This is a genomic window from Achromobacter pulmonis, assembly GCF_902859765.1.
GTDB lineage: Bacteria > Pseudomonadota > Gammaproteobacteria > Burkholderiales > Burkholderiaceae_B > Achromobacter > Achromobacter pulmonis.
The window spans coordinates 70,328-89,550 of sequence record NZ_CADIJV010000002.1 but is presented as its reverse complement, the minus strand read 5'-3'; the positions used below and the strand labels follow the sequence as shown (position 1 = coordinate 89,550).

Here is a 19,223-nt window from a genome sequence, read left to right as displayed (position 1 = left end):
TCGCCTGTTACCAACGCGCGGACCGGCCGGCATGAAAGAATGCGCGGCATGAATGACGCCTCTTATCCGCCCGTTCCCGGCCAGCTTGCCGGCTTGCGCGTGCTGGTCGTCGAGGACCGTCCCGAGGACCGCATGCTGCTGGTGGATTTCCTGACCAGCCAGGACTGCCGGGTATATGTGGCCGAGGACGGCAACGACGGCTATCGCAAGGCGCAGCTGGTGCAGCCGGACATCATCCTGATGGACGTGAACATGCCGGGCTGCGATGGCCTCGCGGCCTGTCGCCTGCTCAAGGCCGACCAGGCCACGCGCGCCATTCCCATCCTCTTTCTGACCGCGGCGTCCTTGCCCGGCGAGCGGGTCGCCGGCCTGTCGGCGGGCGCGGTCGACTACGTCGCCAAGCCGTTCGACTTCGAGGAAGTGCGCCTGCGCCTGTTGATCCACCTGCGGGTGACGCCCACGCCCGCGCTCGCGCCGGCCGCCGCCGTCAACGACGGCACCTCGGCCGTCGCTGCCGGCAGCTCGCTCGACGGGGTGCTGTTCCGCGCCGCCCGCAAGCTGCTGCGCGAACGCCTCGACCACACGCCCGAACTGGTGGCCCTGGCCCAGGCGCTGGGCACCAACGCGCGGCGGCTGAACCAGGCATTCCGGCGTTGCGCCGGCACGACCGTGTTCGAATTCCTGCGCGAAGAACGCATGCGCGAGGCGCGCCGCCTGTTGTGCGAGACCGGCCTGGACATCCAGGCGATTTCGCAGGCGGTGGGTTTCGGCAACCGCGGCAATTTCTCCACCGCGTTCCGCGAACGCTTCGGCATGGCGCCCACGGCCTTGCGCCAGGAGCAGGATCCGCATGGCTAGCGGCCGCGCGGGCTGGCTGGCGTGGCTATTGTGGCTCGCCATGTGCTGCGTGGCGCTGCCGGCGCGCGGGCAGGACGTCCAACCCGTTGTCGACCTGGGCGCGGTGCGCGTCAACCTGCCGTTGGCCAGCCAGTTGCGCGGCATCGAGGACCCGACCGGCGCGCGCCAGGCCGGCCAGATCCTGGATGACGAATGGCAGCCCGTGTCGCCCCGCTGGCTGAACCGGGGATACTCCACGTCGGCGTTCTGGCTGCGGCTGGAGATCGGCAACGCCAGCGACAGCCCGCAGGAGCGCTGGCTGTCATTCGGCGTGCCGCGGCTGGAGGACGTGCGCTTCTATTTGTTCCCCCAGGGCAGCCGCGAGCCGGCCAAGGTCCTGCTGGCGGGCAACCGCGAGCCGCTGGCCACCCGCGAGGTGCCGTCCACCGTGTCGGTGGCGCCGCTGCGGCTGGAGCCTGGCGAGCGGATGACGGTGCTGGTGCGGGTCCAGAGCCGCTCGGCGATCAACATGGAACCCGCCTTGCGCACGCCGGCGGCCTTCGTCGGCGTGACCCAGCGCAACACCATGCTGGTGGCGCTGCTGGTCGGCGCGCTGGTGATGGTGGGCATTTATGCCGGCCTGCTTGGCGTGGTCCACCGCGATCCGGTGTATCTGCTGCTGTCCGCGGCCATTTTCGTCGAGATCCTGTACAGCCTCTCATTCCAGGGATTGCTGTATCGCTACGTCCTGACGGGCGGCGGCGACATGGTGCTGCGCGCGCCCAGCGTGCTGGCGACGGTGGCGGCGTCGCTGTTCGGGGGCATGGCGATGCTGTTCGCCGGCCTGCACCGGATCCGCATGTGGCGCGGCGTCTACCTGGGGCTGATCGCCGCCGGATTCGCCGGCGCGGTGTGGGCGGCGCTGGGCGATTACCGCGAGGCCGCGCAGGCGCTGATCGGCCTGATCTTCCTGTGGGCCGTGGTCTGGCTCGTCTCCATGGCCGATGGCTGGCGCCGCGGCCATGCCAATGCGCGCATTTTCCTGCTGTCCTTTGCTGTCTACTGCGGCTGTCTGCTGCTGCGGGTGGCCTACATTCAGGGCTTGCTGCCCGGCCGCTGGCAGGGCGGTCCGGAAGTCGCCTGGGATCTGCTGTCGATCTCGCTGATGCTGGCCGTGCTGCTGTACGGGCGCTCGCGCCAACATCGCCAGGAACGGCTGGCGGCCCAGCGCGAGCTGGCGCTGGCGCGCGAGCGCGAGCACCAGCGCCTGGACCAGGCCGTCACCGAGCGCACGCGCGCGCTGCAGGCCGCGCTGATCCGGGCCGACGAGGCCGGCCGCGTGCGCCAGGATTTCCTGGCGCGTATCAGTCATGACTTGCGCACCCCGCTGACCTCGATCATCGGCTTTGCCGACCTGATCCAGGCGGGCGGGCGCGACGATGCGCCGCGTGGCGCCATCATCCGCCGCAGCGCCGATCACATGCTGAGCATGGTCAACGACCTGATCGACTACGCCGCCGGCGCTGGCGGCCAGGCGCTGAGGCTGGCGCCTGAATATGTGCATGCCCTGCTCGACGCGACGGCCAAGGAAGCCGCGCCGATCGCTGCCCGGCAGGACAACCGCTTCGAGCTGCGGGTGTCGGAAACGGTGCCGGCCGTTCTGGACATGGACGGCAAGCGCGTGCGGCAGGTGCTGTTCAACCTGATCGACAATGCCGCCAAGTTCACGCGCGGCGGGGTGCTCACGCTGACGGCCGACTACACCGCGGCCGGCGCCGGCCAGACCGCCGGCTGGCTGGCGCTGGCGGTGCGCGACACCGGCTGCGGCATTGCGCCGCAAGACCGGCAGCACATCTTCGAGCCGTTCCAGCGCTTGTCGTCGGCCGATAGCCAGCCTGGCGTCGGGCTGGGCCTGGCGATCGTCCAGCAGTGGGTGCAGCGCATGAATGGCCGTATCCACGTCGACAGCGAAGTGGACCAGGGCACCACCATCAGCGTGGCGCTGCCGCTCAGGCAGGTCGACGAGTCGCGCGTGTCGCACCACTACATTGCCGCCGCCGCGCACGTGCTGCCCGCGCTGGACGGCGCGGGCAAGCGCATCTGGCTGGCCGAGGACACGCCGGAAATCCGCGAATTCCTGGTCGAGGAATTGGCCAGCCTGGGCTTTGCCGTCGAAAGCGAGGCGGATGGCCGTGGCATGGTGGCGCGCATCCGGGCCGATGACGCGCGCCGGCCCGATCTGATCCTGACCGACCATCGCATGGAAGGCGCCGACGGCGCGGCCGTGCTCGCGGCCGCGCACGCGCGCTGGCCGGACCTGCCCGTGGTCGCGGTATCGGCGACCCCGCAGGAGGCGCCCACGCTGGATGGCGCCGGCTATGACGCCAGCTTGCTCAAGCCGATCGACCTGGTTGAATTGCGGCACGTGCTGGCCCGATTGCTGCATCTGTCGACGCAGCAGGCCGCCAGCGAGGCGGCGACCGGCTCGGCGCCGCTGCCGCGCCTGTCGCGCGCCGAACTGGAACAAGTGCGGCGCCTGCTGGACATCGGCGGTATCTCGGACCTGATGGATTGGGCGCGCGCGATCCAGGCGCGCGACCCGGCCTTCAAGGACTTCAGCCTGCAAGTGCAGCGCCTGGCGCGGCTGGGCGACCTGGCGGCGATCGGCACGCTGTGCGAGCGCATGCCCGTGGCGTGAGCCGGTTCTAGGGCGGGCTGTCGCGAAACAGCCGTTCGCCCAGAAAGTCGACGAACACCCTGACCTTGGGCGACAGGTTGCGATTGGACGGCCACAGCGCCTGGAAGCGGCCAGCGCCGTTCACCTGTGTGTCCAGCACCGTGTTCAGCCTGCCGGCCGCCAGCGCCTGGCGCGCCAGGAAATCCGGCATGCAAGCGATGCCGAACCCCTGGATGGTCGCGCCCAGCAGCGCCTCCATGTTGTTGCAGGTGAACGCGGCCGCCAGTCGTGGCGCGGCCTCGCCCGCGGCCAGCGCCAGCGGCCATTCCTGCAGCGTGCCGGCGTTCGGGTAGCGGAACCGCACCGCCTGGTGCCGTTCCAGGTCGCGCGGCCGCTGCGGCGTGCCGTGGCGCGCCAAGTAGTCGGGGGCGGCGTACAGGCGCAGCCGGAATCTGCCCAGCGGCCGCGCCGTCAGGCGCGAATCGGGCAGGTCGCCGCTGCGGATCGCCACGTCGACGCGCTCGCCGATCAGGTCGACGATACGGTCGTTGAAATCCATGTCCAGTTCGACGCCCGGATAGCGCGCCGCGAAAGCCGGCAGCACCGGCAGCAGGAAGTGGTAGCTCACCAGCGGCGCGCTGACGCGCAGGCGCCCGCGCGGTTCGCGCAGCGTCTGCGATAGTGTGGCGTGCGCGTCGTCCAGGTCTTCCAGGATGCGTTTGCAGCGCTCGTAGAACAGCCGGCCTTCCTCGGTCAGCTGCATGCGGCGCGTGCTGCGCTGGAACAGGCGCACATGCAGGTCCTGTTCCAGCCGCGCCACGGCCTTGCCGACCGCCGAGGGCGACAGGTCCAGGTCGCGGCCGGCCGCGGCAAAGCTACCCAGCTCGGCACTGCGGACAAACGGTAACAAGCCGCTCAAGCGGTCCATGGCGATTCCATTGAAGAATTTAATTCCTTGGTATGTGGATTTTTAGCCTATTTATCAAAATATCGCGCGTAAGTATCTTCAATGCTGTTTCCATTTCGCATTGATGCCCGCCATGTCGTCTTCCGCTTCCCCGCCGCTGCCAACCGCCCGCAGGGTCCTGATCCTGGTGGCCGTGTGCCTGGCATGCGCGGCCATGCCGTTCACGTTCACCGGTCCGGCCATCGCGCTGCCTGCGATCGCGCGCGAACTGGGCGGCAGCCCGGTCGCGCTGAACTGGATCACCAATGCCTTCATGCTGGTGTTTGGCAGCACGCTGCTGGTGGCCGGCGCACTGGCCGACCGCTACGGGCGCCGCCGCGTGTTCCTGGCGGGCGCGGCGATCTTCATCGCGGCTTCCGTCGGTCTGGTCCAGGCGCCGGGCATCGTCGCCTTCGATTTGCTGCGCGCCGCGCAGGGCCTGGGCGGCGCGGCTATCTTCTCGGGCGGCGCCGCGGCGCTGGCGCAGGCGTTCGACGGGCCGGGACGCATGCGCGCCTTCAGCCTGCTGGGCGCCAGTTTTGGCGCGGGGCTGGCGTTCGGGCCGATCGCCTCGGCGCTGCTGATCGAGCATTACGGCTGGCGCAGCATCTTCCTGCTGGTGATCGCCCTGGCCGCCATCGCGCTGGCGCTGGGCACGCGTTGCCTGCGGGAATCGCGCGATCCGGCGGCGGGGCGCCTGGACTTACCCGGCGCGGCCACCTTCAGCGCGGCGCTGGCGCTGCTGACCTGGGGCATCATGCGCGCGCCGCAGAGCGGCTGGGGCGAGCCTGCCACGTTGGCGCTGCTGACGGCGTCGTTGGCGCTGTTCGCCTTATTCGGCATGATCGAGTTGCGCGCGGCCCGGCCGATGCTCGACCTGACGCTGTTCCGCTATCCGCGCTTTCTGGGCGTGCAGTTGCTGGCGGCCGCGCCGGCCTATGCCTTCGTGGTGTTGCTGATCCTGTTGCCGCTGCACTTCATCGCCGTCGACGGTCTCGGCGAGATCGCGGCCGGCCGCATGATGATCGCGCTGTCCGCGCCGTTGTTGCTGCTGCCCGTGGTGGCGGGTCAGCTGACGCGCTGGCTGGCGCCGGCGCCGATCTGCGGGGTGGGGCTGCTGCTGGCCGCCGCCGGCCTGGCCTGGCTCAGCCTGGCCATGACGGCGGGGCCGGTGACGGCCCGGGTCGGCCCGATGCTGCTGATCGGCATCGGCATTAGCCTGCCGTGGGGCTTGATGGATGGGCTGGCCGTCAGTGTGGTGCCGACCGAGCGCGCCGGCATGGCCGCCGGCATCTTCAGCACGACGCGGGTGGCGGGCGAGGGCGTGGCGCTGGCCGTGGTCGGCGCGCTGTTGACGGCGTTGACCGCGCGCCATCTCGCCACGGCGTTACCGGGCGCCGCATCGCGGGCAACGCCGGCGGCCCAGCGACTGGTCGCCGGGGACTTCGACGCGCTGGCCGCGATACTGCCCGGCGTCGGCCGCGCGGTGCTGGCGCAGGCGTGCGCCGAGGCATTCGCCACATTGCTCTGGATCCTCGCGGCGATCACGGTGCTGACCGCGCTGGTGGTGTTCCTGTTCCTCGGCAAGTCCGAGGCGCGAACGGTTGCGGCGGCGGCGCGGGCCTGACGCCCGCGCGCGGCGGCCTACCCCAGCCGCATCGACAGTTCCACGTCGTCGCCGAACGGCGTCGACAGATAGCCCGATGCCGGCGAGCGTACGCGCGCCAGGTACTCGGGGCTGTGGTCGGCATTGTCCGCCACGATCAGCGCGCCGGGCCGCAGGCGGCTTTCCAGCAAGGTCAGGATGTCCGGATAGAGCGCCTTGGCGCCATCGAGCAGGACCAGGTCGATGCGCTCCGGCAGTTCGGTAGCGAGCGTTTGCAGCGCGTCGCCCTGGCGCAGCTCCACCAGGTCGGCCAGGCCGGCCTCGGCCAGGTTCTCGTTGGCTCTCGCCACTTTGGCCGGTTCGAATTCGGTGGTGATCAGCCGGCCGCCGCCGTTGTCGCGCAGCGCCGCCGCCAGGTGCAGCGTTGAAATGCCGAACGAGGCGCCGAACTCGATGATGGCGCGTGCCCGCGTGCTGCGCGCCAGCATGTAGAGCAGCTTGCCGGTCGCGGGCGACACGGCCAGCGGCAGGTCTTTCATGCGGCCGTAGAACTCGCGGTAATCGGTCTTGCTGCGCATCAGCCGCGCCTGTTCGGCGGCGGACATGTTGGCCAGGGCGGGGTCGGCGTTCGACCACGAGGCGTCGGCCTGCTTGAACAGCCGGTCCAGCAGCGGGGCCAGGGGCGAGGAGGTCAGGGTGTCGGTCATGGAGATGGGTTTCCAGTCGGGATAGGGGCGCAAGGCGGCCGCTGACGAGGCCGCGACAGGCCGGATTGCCCGCCGTCCAGGGGCGCGAAAACGTTGCGTGGGCGCGGCGAGGGCACGGTTTAGAATACGACGAATCCATCGCATTTCTCTATTCGCATTTCGCGCGCCGCCATGACCACACGCCGCAGCACCCGCCTGTCCGAGAGAAAACAGCCCCAGCAGGCCCGCTCGGCCGAGCTGGTCGCGGCCATTCTGCAAGCGGGGGCTCAGGTTCTGGCGCGCGAAGGCGCGACGCGCTTCACCACCGCGCGGGTTGCCGAGAAAGCCGGCGTCAGCATCGGCTCGCTCTATCAGTACTTTCCCAACAAGGCGGCCATCCTGTACCGCCTGCAGACGCAGGAATGGCAGCAGACCTCGGACCTGCTGCGCCGCCTGCTCGAAGACGCCCGCCACCCGCCGCCGCAGCGCTTGCGCAACCTGGTGCATGCCTTCGTGCGCTCGGAATGCGAAGAGGCGGTGATGCGCATCGCCCTCAACGACGCCGCGCCGCTCTACCGCGATGCGCCCGAGGCGCGCGCCACCAAGGAAGAGGGCGGCCGCATCGTGCTCGCCTTTCTCGGCGAAGCCCTGCCGGCGGCTTCCGACGCCACGCGCGCCCTGGCTGGCGAACTCATCACCCATACGCTAAGCGCGGTCGGCAAGCAGTTCTCGGAAAGCCCGCGTACCGAGGCCGAGATAGCGACCTACGCGGACGCGCTGGCCGACATGCTGTGCGCGTATCTCGACCGCCTGGGGCGAAGCGCCGAACCGGCGCGCCGGCAGGCCCGCGCGTAGCCTCCGGTGCTCCGCGCCGCAGCGCGCGCGGGCTCCAGCGCGGGAGTAAGATGACCGGTCTTTGGGCGGCTGCCCGCTCCTATCCTGACGGCTGACAACATGACCGCTTCCCTTCCTGTCGCCCTGGTGACCGGCTCCACTTCCGGCATTGGCGCCGCCATTGCCCGGCGCCTGTCGCGCGATGGCTATGCCGTGGTGCTGCATTCGCGCCAGTCGGCCGCGGCGGGCAAGGCGCTGGCCGCCGAGCTGGGCTCGGCCGTATACGTACAGGCCGATCTCGCCGAGGATGGCGACCGCGTGCGCCTGGTCAGCGAGGCGGTGGCGGCGTGGGGCCGGCTGGACGTGCTGGTCAACAACGCCGGCATCAGCCGCGTGATTCCCCATGGCGACCTGGCCGCGGCCACGCCCGAGGTCTGGCACGAGATGCACGAGGTCAACGTGGTCGCGCCGTTCCGCCTGGTGGCCCAGGCGCAGTCGGCGTTGTCGGCCGCGGCGGCGCGTGGCCGGCCGGGGTGCGTGGTGAATGTCAGCTCGCATGCCGGCGTGCGGCCCAAGGGCGCGTCGATTCCCTATGCGGCGGCCAAGGCGGCGCTGAACCATGTGACGCGTCTGCTGGCGGTCTCGCTGGCGCCGGACATCCGCGTCAACGCGGTGGCGCCCGGCTTGGTGGATACGCCGTTGACGCGGGATTGGACCCAGGCGCAGCAACTGTGGCGCGAACGGGCGCCGATGCGTCGCGCTGCGCAGCCGCACGACATCGCCCAGGCGGTGGCGTGGCTGGTGCAGTCCGACTATCTGACGGGCGAGATCCTGTTGTCGGACGGCGGTTTGAACCTGACCTGAGGCGCGGCCGGCGCCCCGGTCATGCGTCCGCTTCGGACGGCGGCACGCCCGGCACGCCTTGCCGGATATTGCGCGAATACTGCGCCGCATCCTGCGTGGCGCGCGCCCGCTCGGTATAGCGGCCCGCGTCGCGATAGGCCTGCACGCTGTCCGCGCCTTGCAGAGCGCCGAGCCGGTACAGGTATTCCGGCAGATAGCCCGACAGCAACAAACGGTAGTCCAGCGGCAGGCCGGGCACGATCCTGCCGGCCAGCCGGTACACGATGGTGATGCAGTTGGCGGTCAGCGTGTTGTAGAAGCGCGGCTGGCGCCGCAGGCGCGTGGCCGTGTCGACGTACGACAGCAGCAGCTGGCGCGGCGCGCCCGGCGGCATGCGAACGCGATACAGGTAGCCGTCCTCGCCGCGCACATTGGTGCGCACGCGCAGGCTGTCTTCCTCGGCCGAGGCCAAGACCGACAGTTCGTACTGGCGGAAGAAGCCGCCGATCTCCGAGAACGTGTCATCGCGCTTGCGGCGGATTTCCACCGAGAACACCACATACTGGCCGTCGCCGAAGCCGAACGACACCAGCGCATGCGCGATCGCCGGCCGGCCCCAGTACGACAGCGCCAGGTCCACCGATGCCAGCTTCGACAGGTCGTAGCGGCGGGTTTCCCAGCGCGCGTCGAAGTCGGTGCGCGAGCGCCAGTCGAAGTTGCGTACGTTGTGCAGCGTCAGGCGGTCGCCGTCCACCTCGCCGTAGGTGCTGCGGGCGACCTCGGGCATCCAGTCGCGCTCGTTGGACGGCCGCATGCACCACACCCACCAGGCCAGCATGACCAGCAACATCGCCGCGTACACCGCGGCCGGCAGCCGGTAACCCCAGGCCAGCCCGGCCAGCGCGGCGGCGGCCAATACCAGCCAGGCCAGCGGCGCCAGCAGGCGTGCGCGGCCCCGGCCGGGCGCCTGGAACCACAGCGCCAGCGCGCCCCACAGGGCGCCGGCCACGACCACGGCCGCCAGCAGCGCCGTCATGGTTGGGTCTGGGCGTTGCGGGCGACCGCCTCGCGGTCCTGCCGGCGCCAAGCGGCGCGCAGCGTTGCGATCTGGCGCAGCGCCGCCTGCGACATCTTCCACCAGCCGAACGGGCGCGGATCGGCCAGCATGCTGAGCGCGCGCGCATAGTCCAGCGTCAGGCCCGGGGTCCAGGCCATGGTCAGGGCGCGCTTGCGGATCTGCGCCGCCACCCACAATTCGGGCGTGAGCAACAGACGCCACAGCACCGCCCAGCCGGCCTGCGGGCCGTGCAGGCGGCCGACCACGCCGTCCAGCGCCGCTTCCAGCGCCGCCGATACCGAGCTGGAACAGTTGCGGTGGGTCAGGTTGTAGATCTCGGTCTTGCGGTACTCATCCCAGAAGGCCCGCAACTTGGCCGCGTCGTAATTGCGGATGCGCACCTGCATGGTCGAGGGGCACCAGGCCTTGGACTCGGTGGCGTAGTCGGGCTGGTACACGCCCGGCACGTTGTTCTCGGCGGTGGCGCGCAGCAGCGTGCCGAATTGCTCGGGCGAGTGGTCGATTTCCACGGCCGGATAGAGACTGATGTAGATGCCCTCGGGCGATTCCAGCGCGGCATGGCCGGTGGACACCACGCCGTTGATGTCCACCGCCGCGATGTAGCGATCGATCAATGGGTAGTTGCGCGTCTCGGTCCTGGCCGAGCCCGACGGCGTCCAGACATGCACGGTCAACGCGCGCTCGCTGGCTTGCGGCGGGCCATCGAACACCTTCTGCGCCGGCCCGTCGGCGCGCGTCGGCATGAAGGCGGGATCGGGGTTGGCGGCCAGTGCCGGGTTGGCGTGCAGATTGCGCACGCGGCGCGCCAGCCACAGCAGCTTCACGCCGGAGATCGCCAGGAACAGCCCGATACAGTACGGCACCGTGCCGACGTAGTGGGTGGGATAGGGCTGAAAGAAGAAGATCGCCAGCAGCACCTCGGCCACGCCCGAGGCGAACACCACGCGCCAGCGCTGGTAGCGCACCACGTAGGCGGCGATGCACTGGATCAGTCCGTCCACCAGGAACAGCAGTCCGAAGATCATCGACAGCGCGAAATGCCCGTGATGATGACCGGCCAGCACCAGGGTGCCCGCCAGCAGCACGAATACGCCCTTGGTGTAGCGCAGCACCCGCTGGCCGCCGACGCCGGACTTGGCGATGGCCAGCGTGGCGATGCCTTCGGCCACCAGCAGCGCGGCAAAAAAATTCAGGGGGAAATAGAGTGCGTTGTCCAGCGCGTCGATGAAGACGAAGGCGCCGGCCGCCAGCATCAGCCAACCCCCGATAATGAGCGCGCGGGCGCGTTTGTGCAGATAGTCGATACCGAGCAGAAGCAGGACCAGGTGGCTCATGGGGGCGGGTCTCCATGCATGGGCGCGATGTCGCGGAGGGCAAGCATCGCATGCAGGGTAGCGCGAGCCCGGTCCGGGCGTCGAGTTGCGCACGCCCGTGCCGGCATCTGGCGGCCGGCAGGGGCGCGGCCGTGTCAGGCCATGGCCGCGACGGCGCGCGGGCGCAGCGTGGCCAGCACCCAGTAGACGGCGCCGCCGATGCCGACGCCGAAGAACCAGCCATAGGTGCCCCACCAGGCCGGCAGCAGGTCGGTGAAGTTCGGCAGGATGGTCGAGAACACGCTGCCGATGCCCGTGGCGATCAGCGCGTTGATGTTCCAACCGCCCTGGTAGCGGTATTCGCCATGCTCGTCATACAGCGCCGCAACATTGATGCGGCCCTTGGCCACCAGGTAGTAGTCGACCAGGATGATGCCGAGCAGCGGCCCCATGGTGGCGCCGATGGCGTTGACGAAATGCGCCGCGCCGCCTTCCCAGGGCGCAAAGGGATACAGCACCAGCGCAATCAACGCGGCGATGTAGCCGCCGCGCTTGAAGCTGATGCGCCTGGGGAACACGTTCGAGATATCGAACGCGGCCGACACGAAGTTCGCCACCACGTTGATGCCCAGCGTGGCCACCGCGAAGGTCAGCGCGGCCAGCAGCGCCAGCACCCAGCTGTCGAACTTGGTGGAGATCTGCTCGGGGTGCAGCAGCACCTCGCCATAGACCTTGTAGGCGGCGATGGTGGTGATGCCGGCCACCAGCGAGAACGCCACCAGGTTCACTGGCAGTCCCCACAGGTTGCCGCGCTTGACGGCCTGCTTGTCGCGGGCATAGCGCGAGAAATCGCAGAAGTTCAGGTACAGCGCCGCGAAGTAGGTGATCCAGGTGGCGCCGACCGCCATCAGGGCCCAGAAGCTGCCCGGCGCGCCGGTCACGCCTGCGTCGCGGGTCTTGTCCAGCAGCACGTCCATCGGGATGCCGTGATCGATGCTGAACCCGCCGGCCTTCACGCACAGCCCCACCGCCAGCACCAGCATGGCGATCCACACGGCCGGGCCGGCCCAGTCCTGGAACCGGCGCACGGTCTCCATGCCTTTCTGGATGATGAGCAATTGCAGCGCCCAGATCCCGACATAGCAGATCACCTCCAGCCCCGAATGGCCCAGCCATTGCGTGTTCTGGTGGAAGGCCAGCAGGCTGTCGTTGCGCACCAGCAGCGCCACGATGGCGCCCGAGGCCGCCGCCGTCTGCGCGCCGTACCAGAAACAGGCCACCACCGCGCGTACCAGCGCCGCCAGGTTGGCGCCCCAGATGCCGAACGAGGCGCGCGCCAGCACCGGGTAGGGCACGCCGGTCTTTTCGCCGGCATAACCCATCAGGTTCATGAGGAAGAAGATCACCAGCGAACTCAGGCCGATGGCGATCAGGAAGTTGACGAAGCTACCGCACAAGAGGAACAGGCTGGCGGCCAGGTAGTAGCCCCACAGGCTGTGCACGTCCGAAGTCCAGACGTTGAAGATGCTGAAGGCGCCCCAGCGGCGCTCCTTGGTGGGGGCCAGGTCCTCGTTGTAGAGACCAGGCGAAGGATTTCGGATATCGATGGCTAGCTCCCTGACCCAGGGGTGGGCATGGTCTTGAAGGAAGCCGGGCGGACCAATACAGCAGCAACACTTGGACGTAGCCTGGCGCGTATTCTGGTGTGCAAAGAGTGTATACAACCTTTGCGCCAATACGCCCCTGGGGTTTTCCCTTCCGGGCTGAAGAAGGCATGACGCGCGCGCCGGCAAACGGGCGCGGCGGCAGGGCGCCGTGCCCGATGGGGCCAGTGCGGGCCGGGGGGATCAGGCCGGCAACGCGCCTCGCAGCCACTGGCTGGCCAGGTCCAGCACGATGTGCGGCTGTTCGCGGTGCGGCACGTGGCCGCAGTTTTCCAGCAGCGCCTGCCGGCCGCCCGCCAGGCGCGCGATGATGCCCGGATGGGCGGTCGAACCGTATTCGTCCTCTTCGCCGTGCAACGCCAGCACCGGGCATTGCACCCGGCGCAGCGCGTCGTCCAGGTTCCAGTCGGCGAAGGCGGGCGACAGCCAGGTGTCGACCCAGGCGCTCAGTACCCAGGCGGCCTTGTCGCCGTGGTATTTCTTCAGGCGGTCCAACTGGCCGGGCTCGGCGAAGTTGCGCCGCGCCGCGCGGATGCCGTCCAACGTGCGGTCCTCGGCGAAGGTCTGGGCGGACTCGGTGATCAGCGCCTGGCAATCCTCGCGGTGGACCGCGGCGCAGCAGATGCCCATGCCGCCGCCGACGCTGTGGCCGAAGGCGATGAAAGGGCCGATGTCGAGCGCCCGCCGCAAGTCCTGGAAGCCGTCGCTGGCCTCCGCCTCGACGAAGCCGGTGGCCAACGTGGCGGGGTTGGGATCGGAGCGGCCAAAGCCAAGCCGGTCATAGGCGATGACGGCGCGGCCGGTGGCCTCGGCCAGGCGTTCGGGGAAGTCGCGCCACAGCTCGACGCAGCCCAGCGAATCGTGCAGCAGCACGATCGGCGCCGCGTCCGCATCCCGCCCGGCGGGATCCCAGCGCCGTGCGAACAGGCGGCCTTGCTGGGTGGGCACATGGACATCGTGGCTGGCAATCGACGGCATTCAACGATCCTGGCAGGCAAAAGGAAACGGGCGCGGCGGCGCCGTTCGAGGCAATCCCGGAATTATAGGAAACCGCCGGCGCTATTCCTCGGCGGTCCATTCGACCTGCACGCCCAGGCTGCGCAGGTTCTCGACGAAACGCGGGTGGGCGCGGCGAATCGGCGTGGCGTTGCGGATCTCGGAACGGCCTTTGATGCTGCTGGCGACCATGAACAGCGCGATCGCCACGCGGATGATGTAGGGGCTTTCCACCACCGCCGGCGTCAGCGGGTTGCCGCCGAAGGTGATGACGCGGTGCGGGTCCGACGAGAACACGTGCGCGCCGAACTTGGACAGCTCGCCGGTCCAGCCCAGCGCGCCGTCGTAGACCTTGTTCCAGAACATCGCGTTGCCTTCGGCGCACACGCCCAGGGCGATGAAGATGGGCAGCAGGTCCACCGGGAAATACGGCCAGGGCGCGGCTTCGACCTTGGTCAGCACGTTGCTGGTGAAGGGCGTTTGCACCTTCAGCGGGCCATCGCGCAGCGCGCGCGACCAGCCGTTCTCGTGCACGATCCGGACGCCGAACTTGGCGAAGGTGCGGTCGATCAGCGGGAAGTTGGACGGCGTGCTGTTGCGCACCACCACGTCGCCGCCGGTGATCGCGCCCAGCGCCAGGAAGGTGGTGATCTCGTGGAAGTCTTCCTCGAAGGTGAACTCGCCGCCGCGCAGCGTGGCGCCGCCGCGCACCGCCAGGCGCGAGGTGCCGATGCCGTCGATGTGGGCGCCCATCATCGTCATGAAGCGGCAGAATTCCTGCACGTGCGGCTCGGAGGCGGCGTTGGTCAGCGTCGATTCGCCGGCGGCGGCCGCCGCGCACAGCACGAAGTTTTCGGTGGTGGTGACCGAGGCGTAGTCGAGCCAGTGATGGGTTGGCTTGAGCGGGCCGGCGCTGCGCACCAGCAGCGAGCCGCTGGTCCGTTCGACCTCGCCGCCGAACGAGCGGAAGATGTCGACGTGCGGATCGATCTCGCGCACGCCCAGCGTGCAGCCCTTGACGTTGTCTTCCAGCCGCGCCACGCCGAAGCGCGCCAGCAGCGGCGAGACCAGCATGATGGACGAGCGCATCTCTTCCGGCAGGCGGTGGCGGGTGGCGTCGAATGTGGTGTCGCGATGGTGCAGGTCCAGCGTGCGGGTGGTTTCGTCCAGCCGTACCTCGCTGCCCAGGGTGCGGAAGATGTCGAGGATCTTGCGCACGTCGGTGATGTCGGGCACGCCATGCAGCCGCAGCGGCTGGTCGGTCAGCAGCGTGGCGCACAGGATGGGCAGCACCGCGTTCTTGTTGGCCGACGGGGTGACGCGGCCGCGTAGCGGCGTGCCGCCGTGGACGATGAGATTGGACATGGACGAGACGCTTGGACGACAGGTGGAACGGCAGGGGAAAACGCGGGGAAATTGTACCGGCATGGCCCGGTGGGCGTCGCGCATCGGCGCCTTGGAAATGGTGTCAGACTGCAAGGAACTCGAGCCGGCGTGGCCGGGCGGCGCATGGACGTCCCGACGCGGCTTGGGTATAAAGACCGCCAGCCGCCTTTTCCGGTGTTCCGCATCAGGAGCCTTCATGACGACCCTCAAATCCGCCAGCCCGTCGCCGTCGCAATTGATCGATGCCCGCATCGGCGAACTGAACGACTGGCGCGGCGCGGTGCTGGCGCGGGTGCGCCAGTTGATCCTGGCGGCCGACCCCGAGGTGGTCGAGGAATGGAAATGGCGCGTGCCGGTATGGTCGCGCGACGGCATCCTCTGTACCGGCGAAGCCTACCGGCGCGCGGTCAAGCTGACCTTTCCCAAGGGCGCCGCGCTGGCCGATCCGGCCGGGCTGTTCAACGCCAGCCTCGAAGGCAAGGTCCGCCGTGCCATCGATATCCATGAAGGCGATGTCCTTGACGAATCGGCATTCAGCGCGCTGATCCGCGCCGCGGTGGCGTTGAACGCGGCCCCGGCGCCGCGGGCGTGAGGCCCTTGCGCTGGTATGCGCGGGCCGGCGATCACGCCGCTTTGCGGAACTTGCGCAGCATGACCGCGCCGCCGATCGTCAGCGCCAGGCCGGCGGCCAGATAGGGCAGGCCGAAGATCATCCACCAGAAGAACATGGCCGTCTTGACGTCGCGGGCGCCGGCCGGGTCCTGTGGCGTGGGTTCCATGCTCACCAGCGCCATGGGCAGCGTCAGCAGCAGCACCACGCCCAATATCGCGCAGCCCCAGGCCGCCAGGCGGCGGTTGTCGCCGACGCGCAGCAGCGCTGCGGCCACCGCGATGGCGATCATCAGGCAGAGGCCGCCGGTTGCCATCAGCATGCGGTCCACCACGGCCTGATCGACTGGCACGTAAGGCTGCGTGGCCGGCGCATCCAGGCCGAACACCGCTTGCATCAACGGGTTCACGATGCTGAAGGCGGCGCGTCCGATGACCAGCCCGAAACCGATGCTGGCCACCCACTTGATCACTGTCGAACTCATTCGGGATATCCTGTCGATTGCCTCAGCACCAGAGAATACGCCAATACACGGCGCCTATCCGATGTCCCAACACCATCAGTTCATCTTTCCCCGTTATCCCCATTTGCCGCCGCCCGACTGGCCGGCACTGCAGGCGCGCCTGTTGGCCGAAGGCTACCTGCTGGAGCCGCGCGGCGACCGCGTGCCGCGCGAGGCCCTGGACACGCTGAGCCTCGGGCTGGCCCGGTTGCGCGAAGGCTCGTTCCAGTACCGCGACGGCCTGCGCACCACCGGCGATGTGGTCGCGCTGTACCAGTCCGCCGGCGACGTGCCGGCTGCCGTGCCGGTGCGTCATCACGACACCATGCAGGAGACACTGACGTTGCTGGCGGCGCACGGCATCGTGCCCGACTTTACGCTGGACGATGAGCACAGCAGCTGGTGCAGCCCGCACTATTGCCTTGGCCCGGCGGCCCGCGCATTGCTGAATCCCGGCCAGCGCGCGTATTACGACGCCGACCCGGCCGGGTTCAGCGTGATCATGCTGGCCTTCGACGGCCCCGAGCCCTATGTCGGCGTGGGCGAGAACCTGCAAGCCCCCAGCCTGCCGGGTTCGGACGAGCCCCTGGAGGCCATGCCGCCTTTCGGTTCGCACGTCGACTTCATCGGCGCGGCGTATGAAGACCCGGCCGTGCGCTGGCGCCATCCGGCGAACGGGCGCGATTACCATCTGTTCGACCTGGACTGGCACTACAGCCTGGCGCTGGGGTTCCGCATGATCCGCGCCAATTGTCTGGAGCAGGGCAGCGCCGAGGCGCTGGCGCGGGCGATCGGCCAGATGGTCGACCAGCCGATGGCGTGCAGCCACCGGCATCTGTGAAACGTGGGCGTTGATACCGATGCGGCGGCCTCGGGGGGCGCCGCATCGAGGCCTGCGCATTGATCAATAGTAGATGTCGACGTAATCGGTCAGGCCGCCGCACGCTTCCATCTGCTGCAGGCGCCAGTACTTGCGCTTGCCGGTGGCGCGGAATTCATAGTCGCCGGTGCGTTCGCAGCGGCGGCCCTTGTCCGGCGCGTCCACGATCAGGATGGTGCCGCGGAAGGTGAAGCGGTCGGCCGAGATCGACAGCACCCGGCCCTTGATCGTCACCGAGCCGTTGGCGTTGCTGTGGCCGCCTTCCAGGCGCACCACGTCGTTGTCGTCGACCGCGTTCAACTTGCCGCGCTCATCGGTCCACAGCCATTGCACGCTGATGCCGCTGTTGTGCAGCAGGCGTTCGTAGGCGGCCTGGCTCTTGATCTCGGTCTTTTGTTCGGTGCCGGCGGCCGCTGCCTGGGTGGGGGCCTGCGCGCTGGCCGGCGCCTGCTGGGCCGCGCCGCCGCGTGGCGGCAGGCGGCCTTCGTCCCGCGGCTGCGCCTGCGTCTGCGCCGCCGCGCCGCCACGAGGCGGCAGGTCGCCCGCCAGCGAGGCGCCGGTGGCCAAAGCCAGGGCCACTGCAATCAGGCCGGCTATCCGTTTCTTTCCAGCCTGGGCCGGAACGCGATCTTGTTTCTTGTGCATGATGGTCGTGAAGAAAGGAAGGGGAAGCGCAGGGGATCGGCGCCCGCGGGACGAGGGCGCTGACGGGCTCGTAACTTAGCACGCGCGCGCGGCCGCTTGATTGCCGATTCCGTCTTGTGTATCAATAGTTAACCGCCGGCGGGGCCGGGTGCGGGGACCGTGGCGGCGGTTTATCGCTTGATGTTCTGCTCGAACTTGGGCCGGCTCTTGAAATTCTTCAGCGCGAAAGCCAGGAATTCGGCCTTGCTGATACGGCCGTCGCCATCGGTGTCCATCGCGGTGATCTGTTCGGCCGTGGCTTCCTGCAGCAGTGGCCCGCGGCTGAGGTAGCCGTCGGCGTTGATGTCCTGCTTGTTGAACGCGGCTTCCATGCGGGTCATGTATTCCGGCTCGCCCATCGGGCCGAGGTTGCCGGCGCCGGTGAGATTGGAGGACGCCCCGGGGCGGGCGGCGGCTGGCGTGGCAGCGGGCGAGGATGCCGCCATCGCGTTGCCGGCGAGGCTGGCCAACAATATCACCGCGCTCAGGCGGCCCATCCGGATGACGTGCTTCATGGTTCTCCCAGTATGCATGGATGCGGCGCGCATCATACCGTCGGGCGCGCCGCAAGCGCATGTCACGATGTATCGCGGTGCATGGCGCGGCGCGGTTCCGGCCTGGCGTCAGGGCGGCAGCAGCCGCAAGCCGGTCCGCTTCACGAATTCGTCATAGCCGATCGGGGGCCCGGCCTTGGTGTCGGCGCGGTTGGCCTGCCAGTGCACCCACGCGCGGTGCGTGGTGGCGTCGTAGACGACCTTGTACAGATAGGTGGGCACCGCCACGCCGGCGCCGATGGTCTTGGGACGCTCGGCGTAGACCGGCCCGGTAAAGACATACACGTCGCCGGCCGCGCGCATCACGTACTGACGCGTGTCCTGCTCGATGCGGCTCCAGGGGCCGGCATTGTGGCGCTGGTCCTGCGGCACCATGTTGGCCAGCGAAAAACTCTGTGCCATGGCCTCGGGCGTGGCCATGTCGCCGGCCGGCGCCATATGACCGCGCGAATAGCCCGAGCCGCGGTAGTCGTCCAACTCCGCGCGCTCGGCGCGCGGCACCCGCGCCTCGGCATAGAACCTGTCGGTCCGGTGCTGCCCCTTGGCCTGCATCAGATTCTGGCGGTTCAGGCGCTCGGCCACGAACACCGGCGTCTTGGTCTGGCCGTTGTGCAGAATGGCGAATGAGGAAAAACAGACCTCGCGCAAACGTTGCGCGGCAGGTACCGCCGGCGCCCGCGCGTTCGGGAAGAACTGCGGACAAGCGTCGAACGTGGTCTGCACCAGCGCCGCGTTGGGCGCCGGCAGCGCCATCGGCGCGCTGCGCTGCAGCGATGGCCATTGCAGCCGCGACAGCATGTCGCCGACTGCGGCCGGCATCTGCCATTGGGGATGCAACACATAGGTGGCGGCGCCGAAACTGGCCAGCGAACTGATCACCAGCGCCCGCAGAAAACGCGGCACGCGGCCGGCGGAACGGGAGCGGGAAGGGGAGCGGGAGGGAGAGCTTCTCTTTCTGGGAACGGGTTTCTTCGCGCGCGTCATGCTACCTGGGGGCTGCGAGCCGGCCGCCATGCGGGCCGGTCAAGGGGATCCCGGATTGTAGATGAGTGACGGATTTGTCACGCCATGCGGGTTCCTGGCGAGCCAAGGCTTGGCTTATCCATCGCGCGATGCGCGGCCAGCCC

The 19,223-nt window shown here is 69.1% G+C and carries 18 protein-coding genes; 7 read left to right on the top strand and 11 right to left on the bottom strand.

Annotated features, from left to right (window positions below):
• Nucleotides 1-39 precede the first annotated feature (39 nt).
• Complete coding sequence (locus HV701_RS02085; protein WP_175131478.1) at nt 40-858, top strand: response regulator transcription factor; 819 nt, start codon at nt 40-42, stop codon at nt 856-858.
• The gene (locus HV701_RS02080) at nt 851-3,535 is read left to right on the top strand and encodes a hybrid sensor histidine kinase/response regulator (protein WP_175131477.1); all 2,685 of its coding nucleotides are present in this window, start codon (nt 851-853) and stop codon (nt 3,533-3,535) included. The genes HV701_RS02085 and HV701_RS02080 overlap by 8 nt, the downstream gene beginning before the upstream one ends.
• Nucleotides 3,536-3,542: 7 nt before the next feature.
• Here the strand turns inward: HV701_RS02080 and HV701_RS02075 are convergent, their stop codons facing one another.
• Entirely contained in the window at nt 3,543-4,442 is a 900-nt protein-coding gene (locus tag HV701_RS02075) for a LysR family transcriptional regulator (protein WP_175131476.1), read from the bottom strand.
• 112 nt (nt 4,443-4,554) lie between these two features.
• Here HV701_RS02075 and HV701_RS02070 point away from each other — a divergent pair, with 112 nt between their 5' ends.
• Nucleotides 4,555-6,087, top strand: coding sequence for an MFS transporter (locus HV701_RS02070; RefSeq protein WP_175131475.1), 1,533 nt, complete (start codon nt 4,555-4,557; stop codon nt 6,085-6,087).
• A 17-nt stretch (nt 6,088-6,104) separates the two neighbouring features.
• Here the strand turns inward: HV701_RS02070 and HV701_RS02065 are convergent, their stop codons facing one another.
• Nucleotides 6,105-6,773 carry an O-methyltransferase gene (locus HV701_RS02065; RefSeq protein ID WP_175131474.1) on the bottom strand — a complete coding sequence of 223 codons (669 nt, stop codon included), beginning with the start codon at nt 6,771-6,773 and terminating at the stop codon, nt 6,105-6,107.
• Between the two features lie 171 nt (nt 6,774-6,944).
• On the opposite strand from HV701_RS02065, the gene HV701_RS02060 reads away from it, so the two are divergent.
• The gene (locus tag HV701_RS02060; protein ID WP_175131473.1) at nt 6,945-7,607 is read left to right on the top strand and encodes a TetR/AcrR family transcriptional regulator; all 663 of its coding nucleotides are present in this window, start codon (nt 6,945-6,947) and stop codon (nt 7,605-7,607) included.
• Between the two features lie 99 nt (nt 7,608-7,706).
• A complete protein-coding gene (locus HV701_RS02055; RefSeq protein ID WP_175131472.1) occupies nt 7,707-8,450 on the top strand; it encodes an SDR family NAD(P)-dependent oxidoreductase in 744 nt (247 codons plus the stop codon).
• Between the two features lie 19 nt (nt 8,451-8,469).
• Here HV701_RS02055 and HV701_RS02050 read toward each other — a convergent pair whose 3' ends face one another.
• The 5 genes from HV701_RS02050 to HV701_RS02030 form a co-directional block, all read right to left on the bottom strand.
• Nucleotides 8,470-9,465 carry an Lnb N-terminal periplasmic domain-containing protein gene (locus HV701_RS02050; RefSeq protein ID WP_175131471.1) on the bottom strand — a complete coding sequence of 332 codons (996 nt, stop codon included), beginning with the start codon at nt 9,463-9,465 and terminating at the stop codon, nt 8,470-8,472.
• On the bottom strand, nt 9,462-10,841 hold the full coding sequence (locus tag HV701_RS02045) for an HdeD family acid-resistance protein (protein ID WP_175131470.1): 1,380 nt from the start codon (nt 10,839-10,841) through the stop codon (nt 9,462-9,464). The genes HV701_RS02050 and HV701_RS02045 overlap by 4 nt, the downstream gene beginning before the upstream one ends.
• Nucleotides 10,842-10,975: 134 nt before the next feature.
• The gene (locus HV701_RS02040) at nt 10,976-12,427 is read right to left on the bottom strand and encodes an NCS1 family nucleobase:cation symporter-1 (RefSeq protein WP_175131647.1); all 1,452 of its coding nucleotides are present in this window, start codon (nt 12,425-12,427) and stop codon (nt 10,976-10,978) included.
• A 240-nt stretch (nt 12,428-12,667) separates the two neighbouring features.
• The gene (locus HV701_RS02035) at nt 12,668-13,462 is read right to left on the bottom strand and encodes an alpha/beta fold hydrolase (protein WP_175131469.1); all 795 of its coding nucleotides are present in this window, start codon (nt 13,460-13,462) and stop codon (nt 12,668-12,670) included.
• An 81-nt stretch (nt 13,463-13,543) separates the two neighbouring features.
• A complete protein-coding gene (locus tag HV701_RS02030) occupies nt 13,544-14,845 on the bottom strand; it encodes a UDP-N-acetylglucosamine 1-carboxyvinyltransferase (RefSeq protein ID WP_175131468.1) in 1,302 nt (433 codons plus the stop codon).
• 217 nt (nt 14,846-15,062) lie between these two features.
• Between HV701_RS02030 and HV701_RS02025 the strand changes: the two genes are divergently transcribed.
• Nucleotides 15,063-15,458, top strand: a complete 396-nt coding sequence (locus tag HV701_RS02025; protein WP_175131467.1) for a DUF1801 domain-containing protein — start codon at nt 15,063-15,065, stop codon at nt 15,456-15,458.
• 31 nt (nt 15,459-15,489) lie between these two features.
• Here HV701_RS02025 and HV701_RS02020 read toward each other — a convergent pair whose 3' ends face one another.
• On the bottom strand, nt 15,490-15,960 hold the full coding sequence (locus HV701_RS02020; RefSeq protein WP_175131466.1) for a hypothetical protein: 471 nt from the start codon (nt 15,958-15,960) through the stop codon (nt 15,490-15,492).
• Between the two features lie 61 nt (nt 15,961-16,021).
• Between HV701_RS02020 and HV701_RS02015 the strand changes: the two genes are divergently transcribed.
• Complete coding sequence (locus HV701_RS02015; RefSeq protein WP_175131465.1) at nt 16,022-16,819, top strand: hypothetical protein; 798 nt, start codon at nt 16,022-16,024, stop codon at nt 16,817-16,819.
• A gap of 63 nt (nt 16,820-16,882) precedes the next feature.
• Here HV701_RS02015 and HV701_RS02010 read toward each other — a convergent pair whose 3' ends face one another.
• The 3 genes from HV701_RS02010 to HV701_RS02000 all read right to left on the bottom strand — a co-directional run bounded on the left by HV701_RS02010 (nt 16,883) and on the right by HV701_RS02000 (nt 19,080).
• On the bottom strand, nt 16,883-17,437 hold the full coding sequence (locus tag HV701_RS02010; RefSeq protein ID WP_254595091.1) for a hypothetical protein: 555 nt from the start codon (nt 17,435-17,437) through the stop codon (nt 16,883-16,885).
• 236 nt (nt 17,438-17,673) lie between these two features.
• Nucleotides 17,674-18,057 carry an EF-hand domain-containing protein gene (locus HV701_RS02005; RefSeq protein ID WP_236756377.1) on the bottom strand — a complete coding sequence of 128 codons (384 nt, stop codon included), beginning with the start codon at nt 18,055-18,057 and terminating at the stop codon, nt 17,674-17,676.
• Nucleotides 18,058-18,165: 108 nt separating this feature from the next.
• Nucleotides 18,166-19,080: a DNA/RNA non-specific endonuclease gene (locus HV701_RS02000; RefSeq protein WP_175131463.1), complete on the bottom strand. Its 915-nt coding sequence runs from the start codon at nt 19,078-19,080 to the stop codon at nt 18,166-18,168.
• Nucleotides 19,081-19,223: the final 143 nt, after the last annotated feature.

Bases quoted from the DNA above. Each gene is read 5' to 3' on its own strand.
- HV701_RS02065 (WP_175131474.1), bottom strand. From the start codon at position 6,773: ATGACCGACACCCTGACCTCCTCGCCCCTGGCCCCGCTGCTGGACCGG.
- HV701_RS02000 (WP_175131463.1), bottom strand. From the start codon at position 19,080: ATGACGCGCGCGAAGAAACCCGTTCCCAGAAAGAGAAGCTCTCCCTCC.
- HV701_RS02030 (WP_175131468.1), bottom strand. From the start codon at position 14,845: ATGTCCAATCTCATCGTCCACGGCGGCACGCCGCTACGCGGCCGCGTC.
- HV701_RS02025 (WP_175131467.1), top strand. From the start codon at position 15,063: ATGACGACCCTCAAATCCGCCAGCCCGTCGCCGTCGCAATTGATCGAT.
- HV701_RS02060 (WP_175131473.1), top strand. From the start codon at position 6,945: ATGACCACACGCCGCAGCACCCGCCTGTCCGAGAGAAAACAGCCCCAG.
- HV701_RS02075 (WP_175131476.1), bottom strand. From the start codon at position 4,442: ATGGACCGCTTGAGCGGCTTGTTACCGTTTGTCCGCAGTGCCGAGCTG.
- HV701_RS02085 (WP_175131478.1), top strand. From the start codon at position 40: ATGCGCGGCATGAATGACGCCTCTTATCCGCCCGTTCCCGGCCAGCTT.
- HV701_RS02050 (WP_175131471.1), bottom strand. From the start codon at position 9,465: ATGACGGCGCTGCTGGCGGCCGTGGTCGTGGCCGGCGCCCTGTGGGGC.
- HV701_RS02020 (WP_175131466.1), bottom strand. From the start codon at position 15,960: ATGAGTTCGACAGTGATCAAGTGGGTGGCCAGCATCGGTTTCGGGCTG.
- HV701_RS02055 (WP_175131472.1), top strand. From the start codon at position 7,707: ATGACCGCTTCCCTTCCTGTCGCCCTGGTGACCGGCTCCACTTCCGGC.
- HV701_RS02080 (WP_175131477.1), top strand. From the start codon at position 851: ATGGCTAGCGGCCGCGCGGGCTGGCTGGCGTGGCTATTGTGGCTCGCC.
- HV701_RS02015 (WP_175131465.1), top strand. From the start codon at position 16,022: ATGTCCCAACACCATCAGTTCATCTTTCCCCGTTATCCCCATTTGCCG.
- HV701_RS02045 (WP_175131470.1), bottom strand. From the start codon at position 10,841: ATGAGCCACCTGGTCCTGCTTCTGCTCGGTATCGACTATCTGCACAAA.
- HV701_RS02035 (WP_175131469.1), bottom strand. From the start codon at position 13,462: ATGCCGTCGATTGCCAGCCACGATGTCCATGTGCCCACCCAGCAAGGC.
- HV701_RS02005 (WP_236756377.1), bottom strand. From the start codon at position 18,057: ATGAAGCACGTCATCCGGATGGGCCGCCTGAGCGCGGTGATATTGTTG.
- HV701_RS02070 (WP_175131475.1), top strand. From the start codon at position 4,555: ATGTCGTCTTCCGCTTCCCCGCCGCTGCCAACCGCCCGCAGGGTCCTG.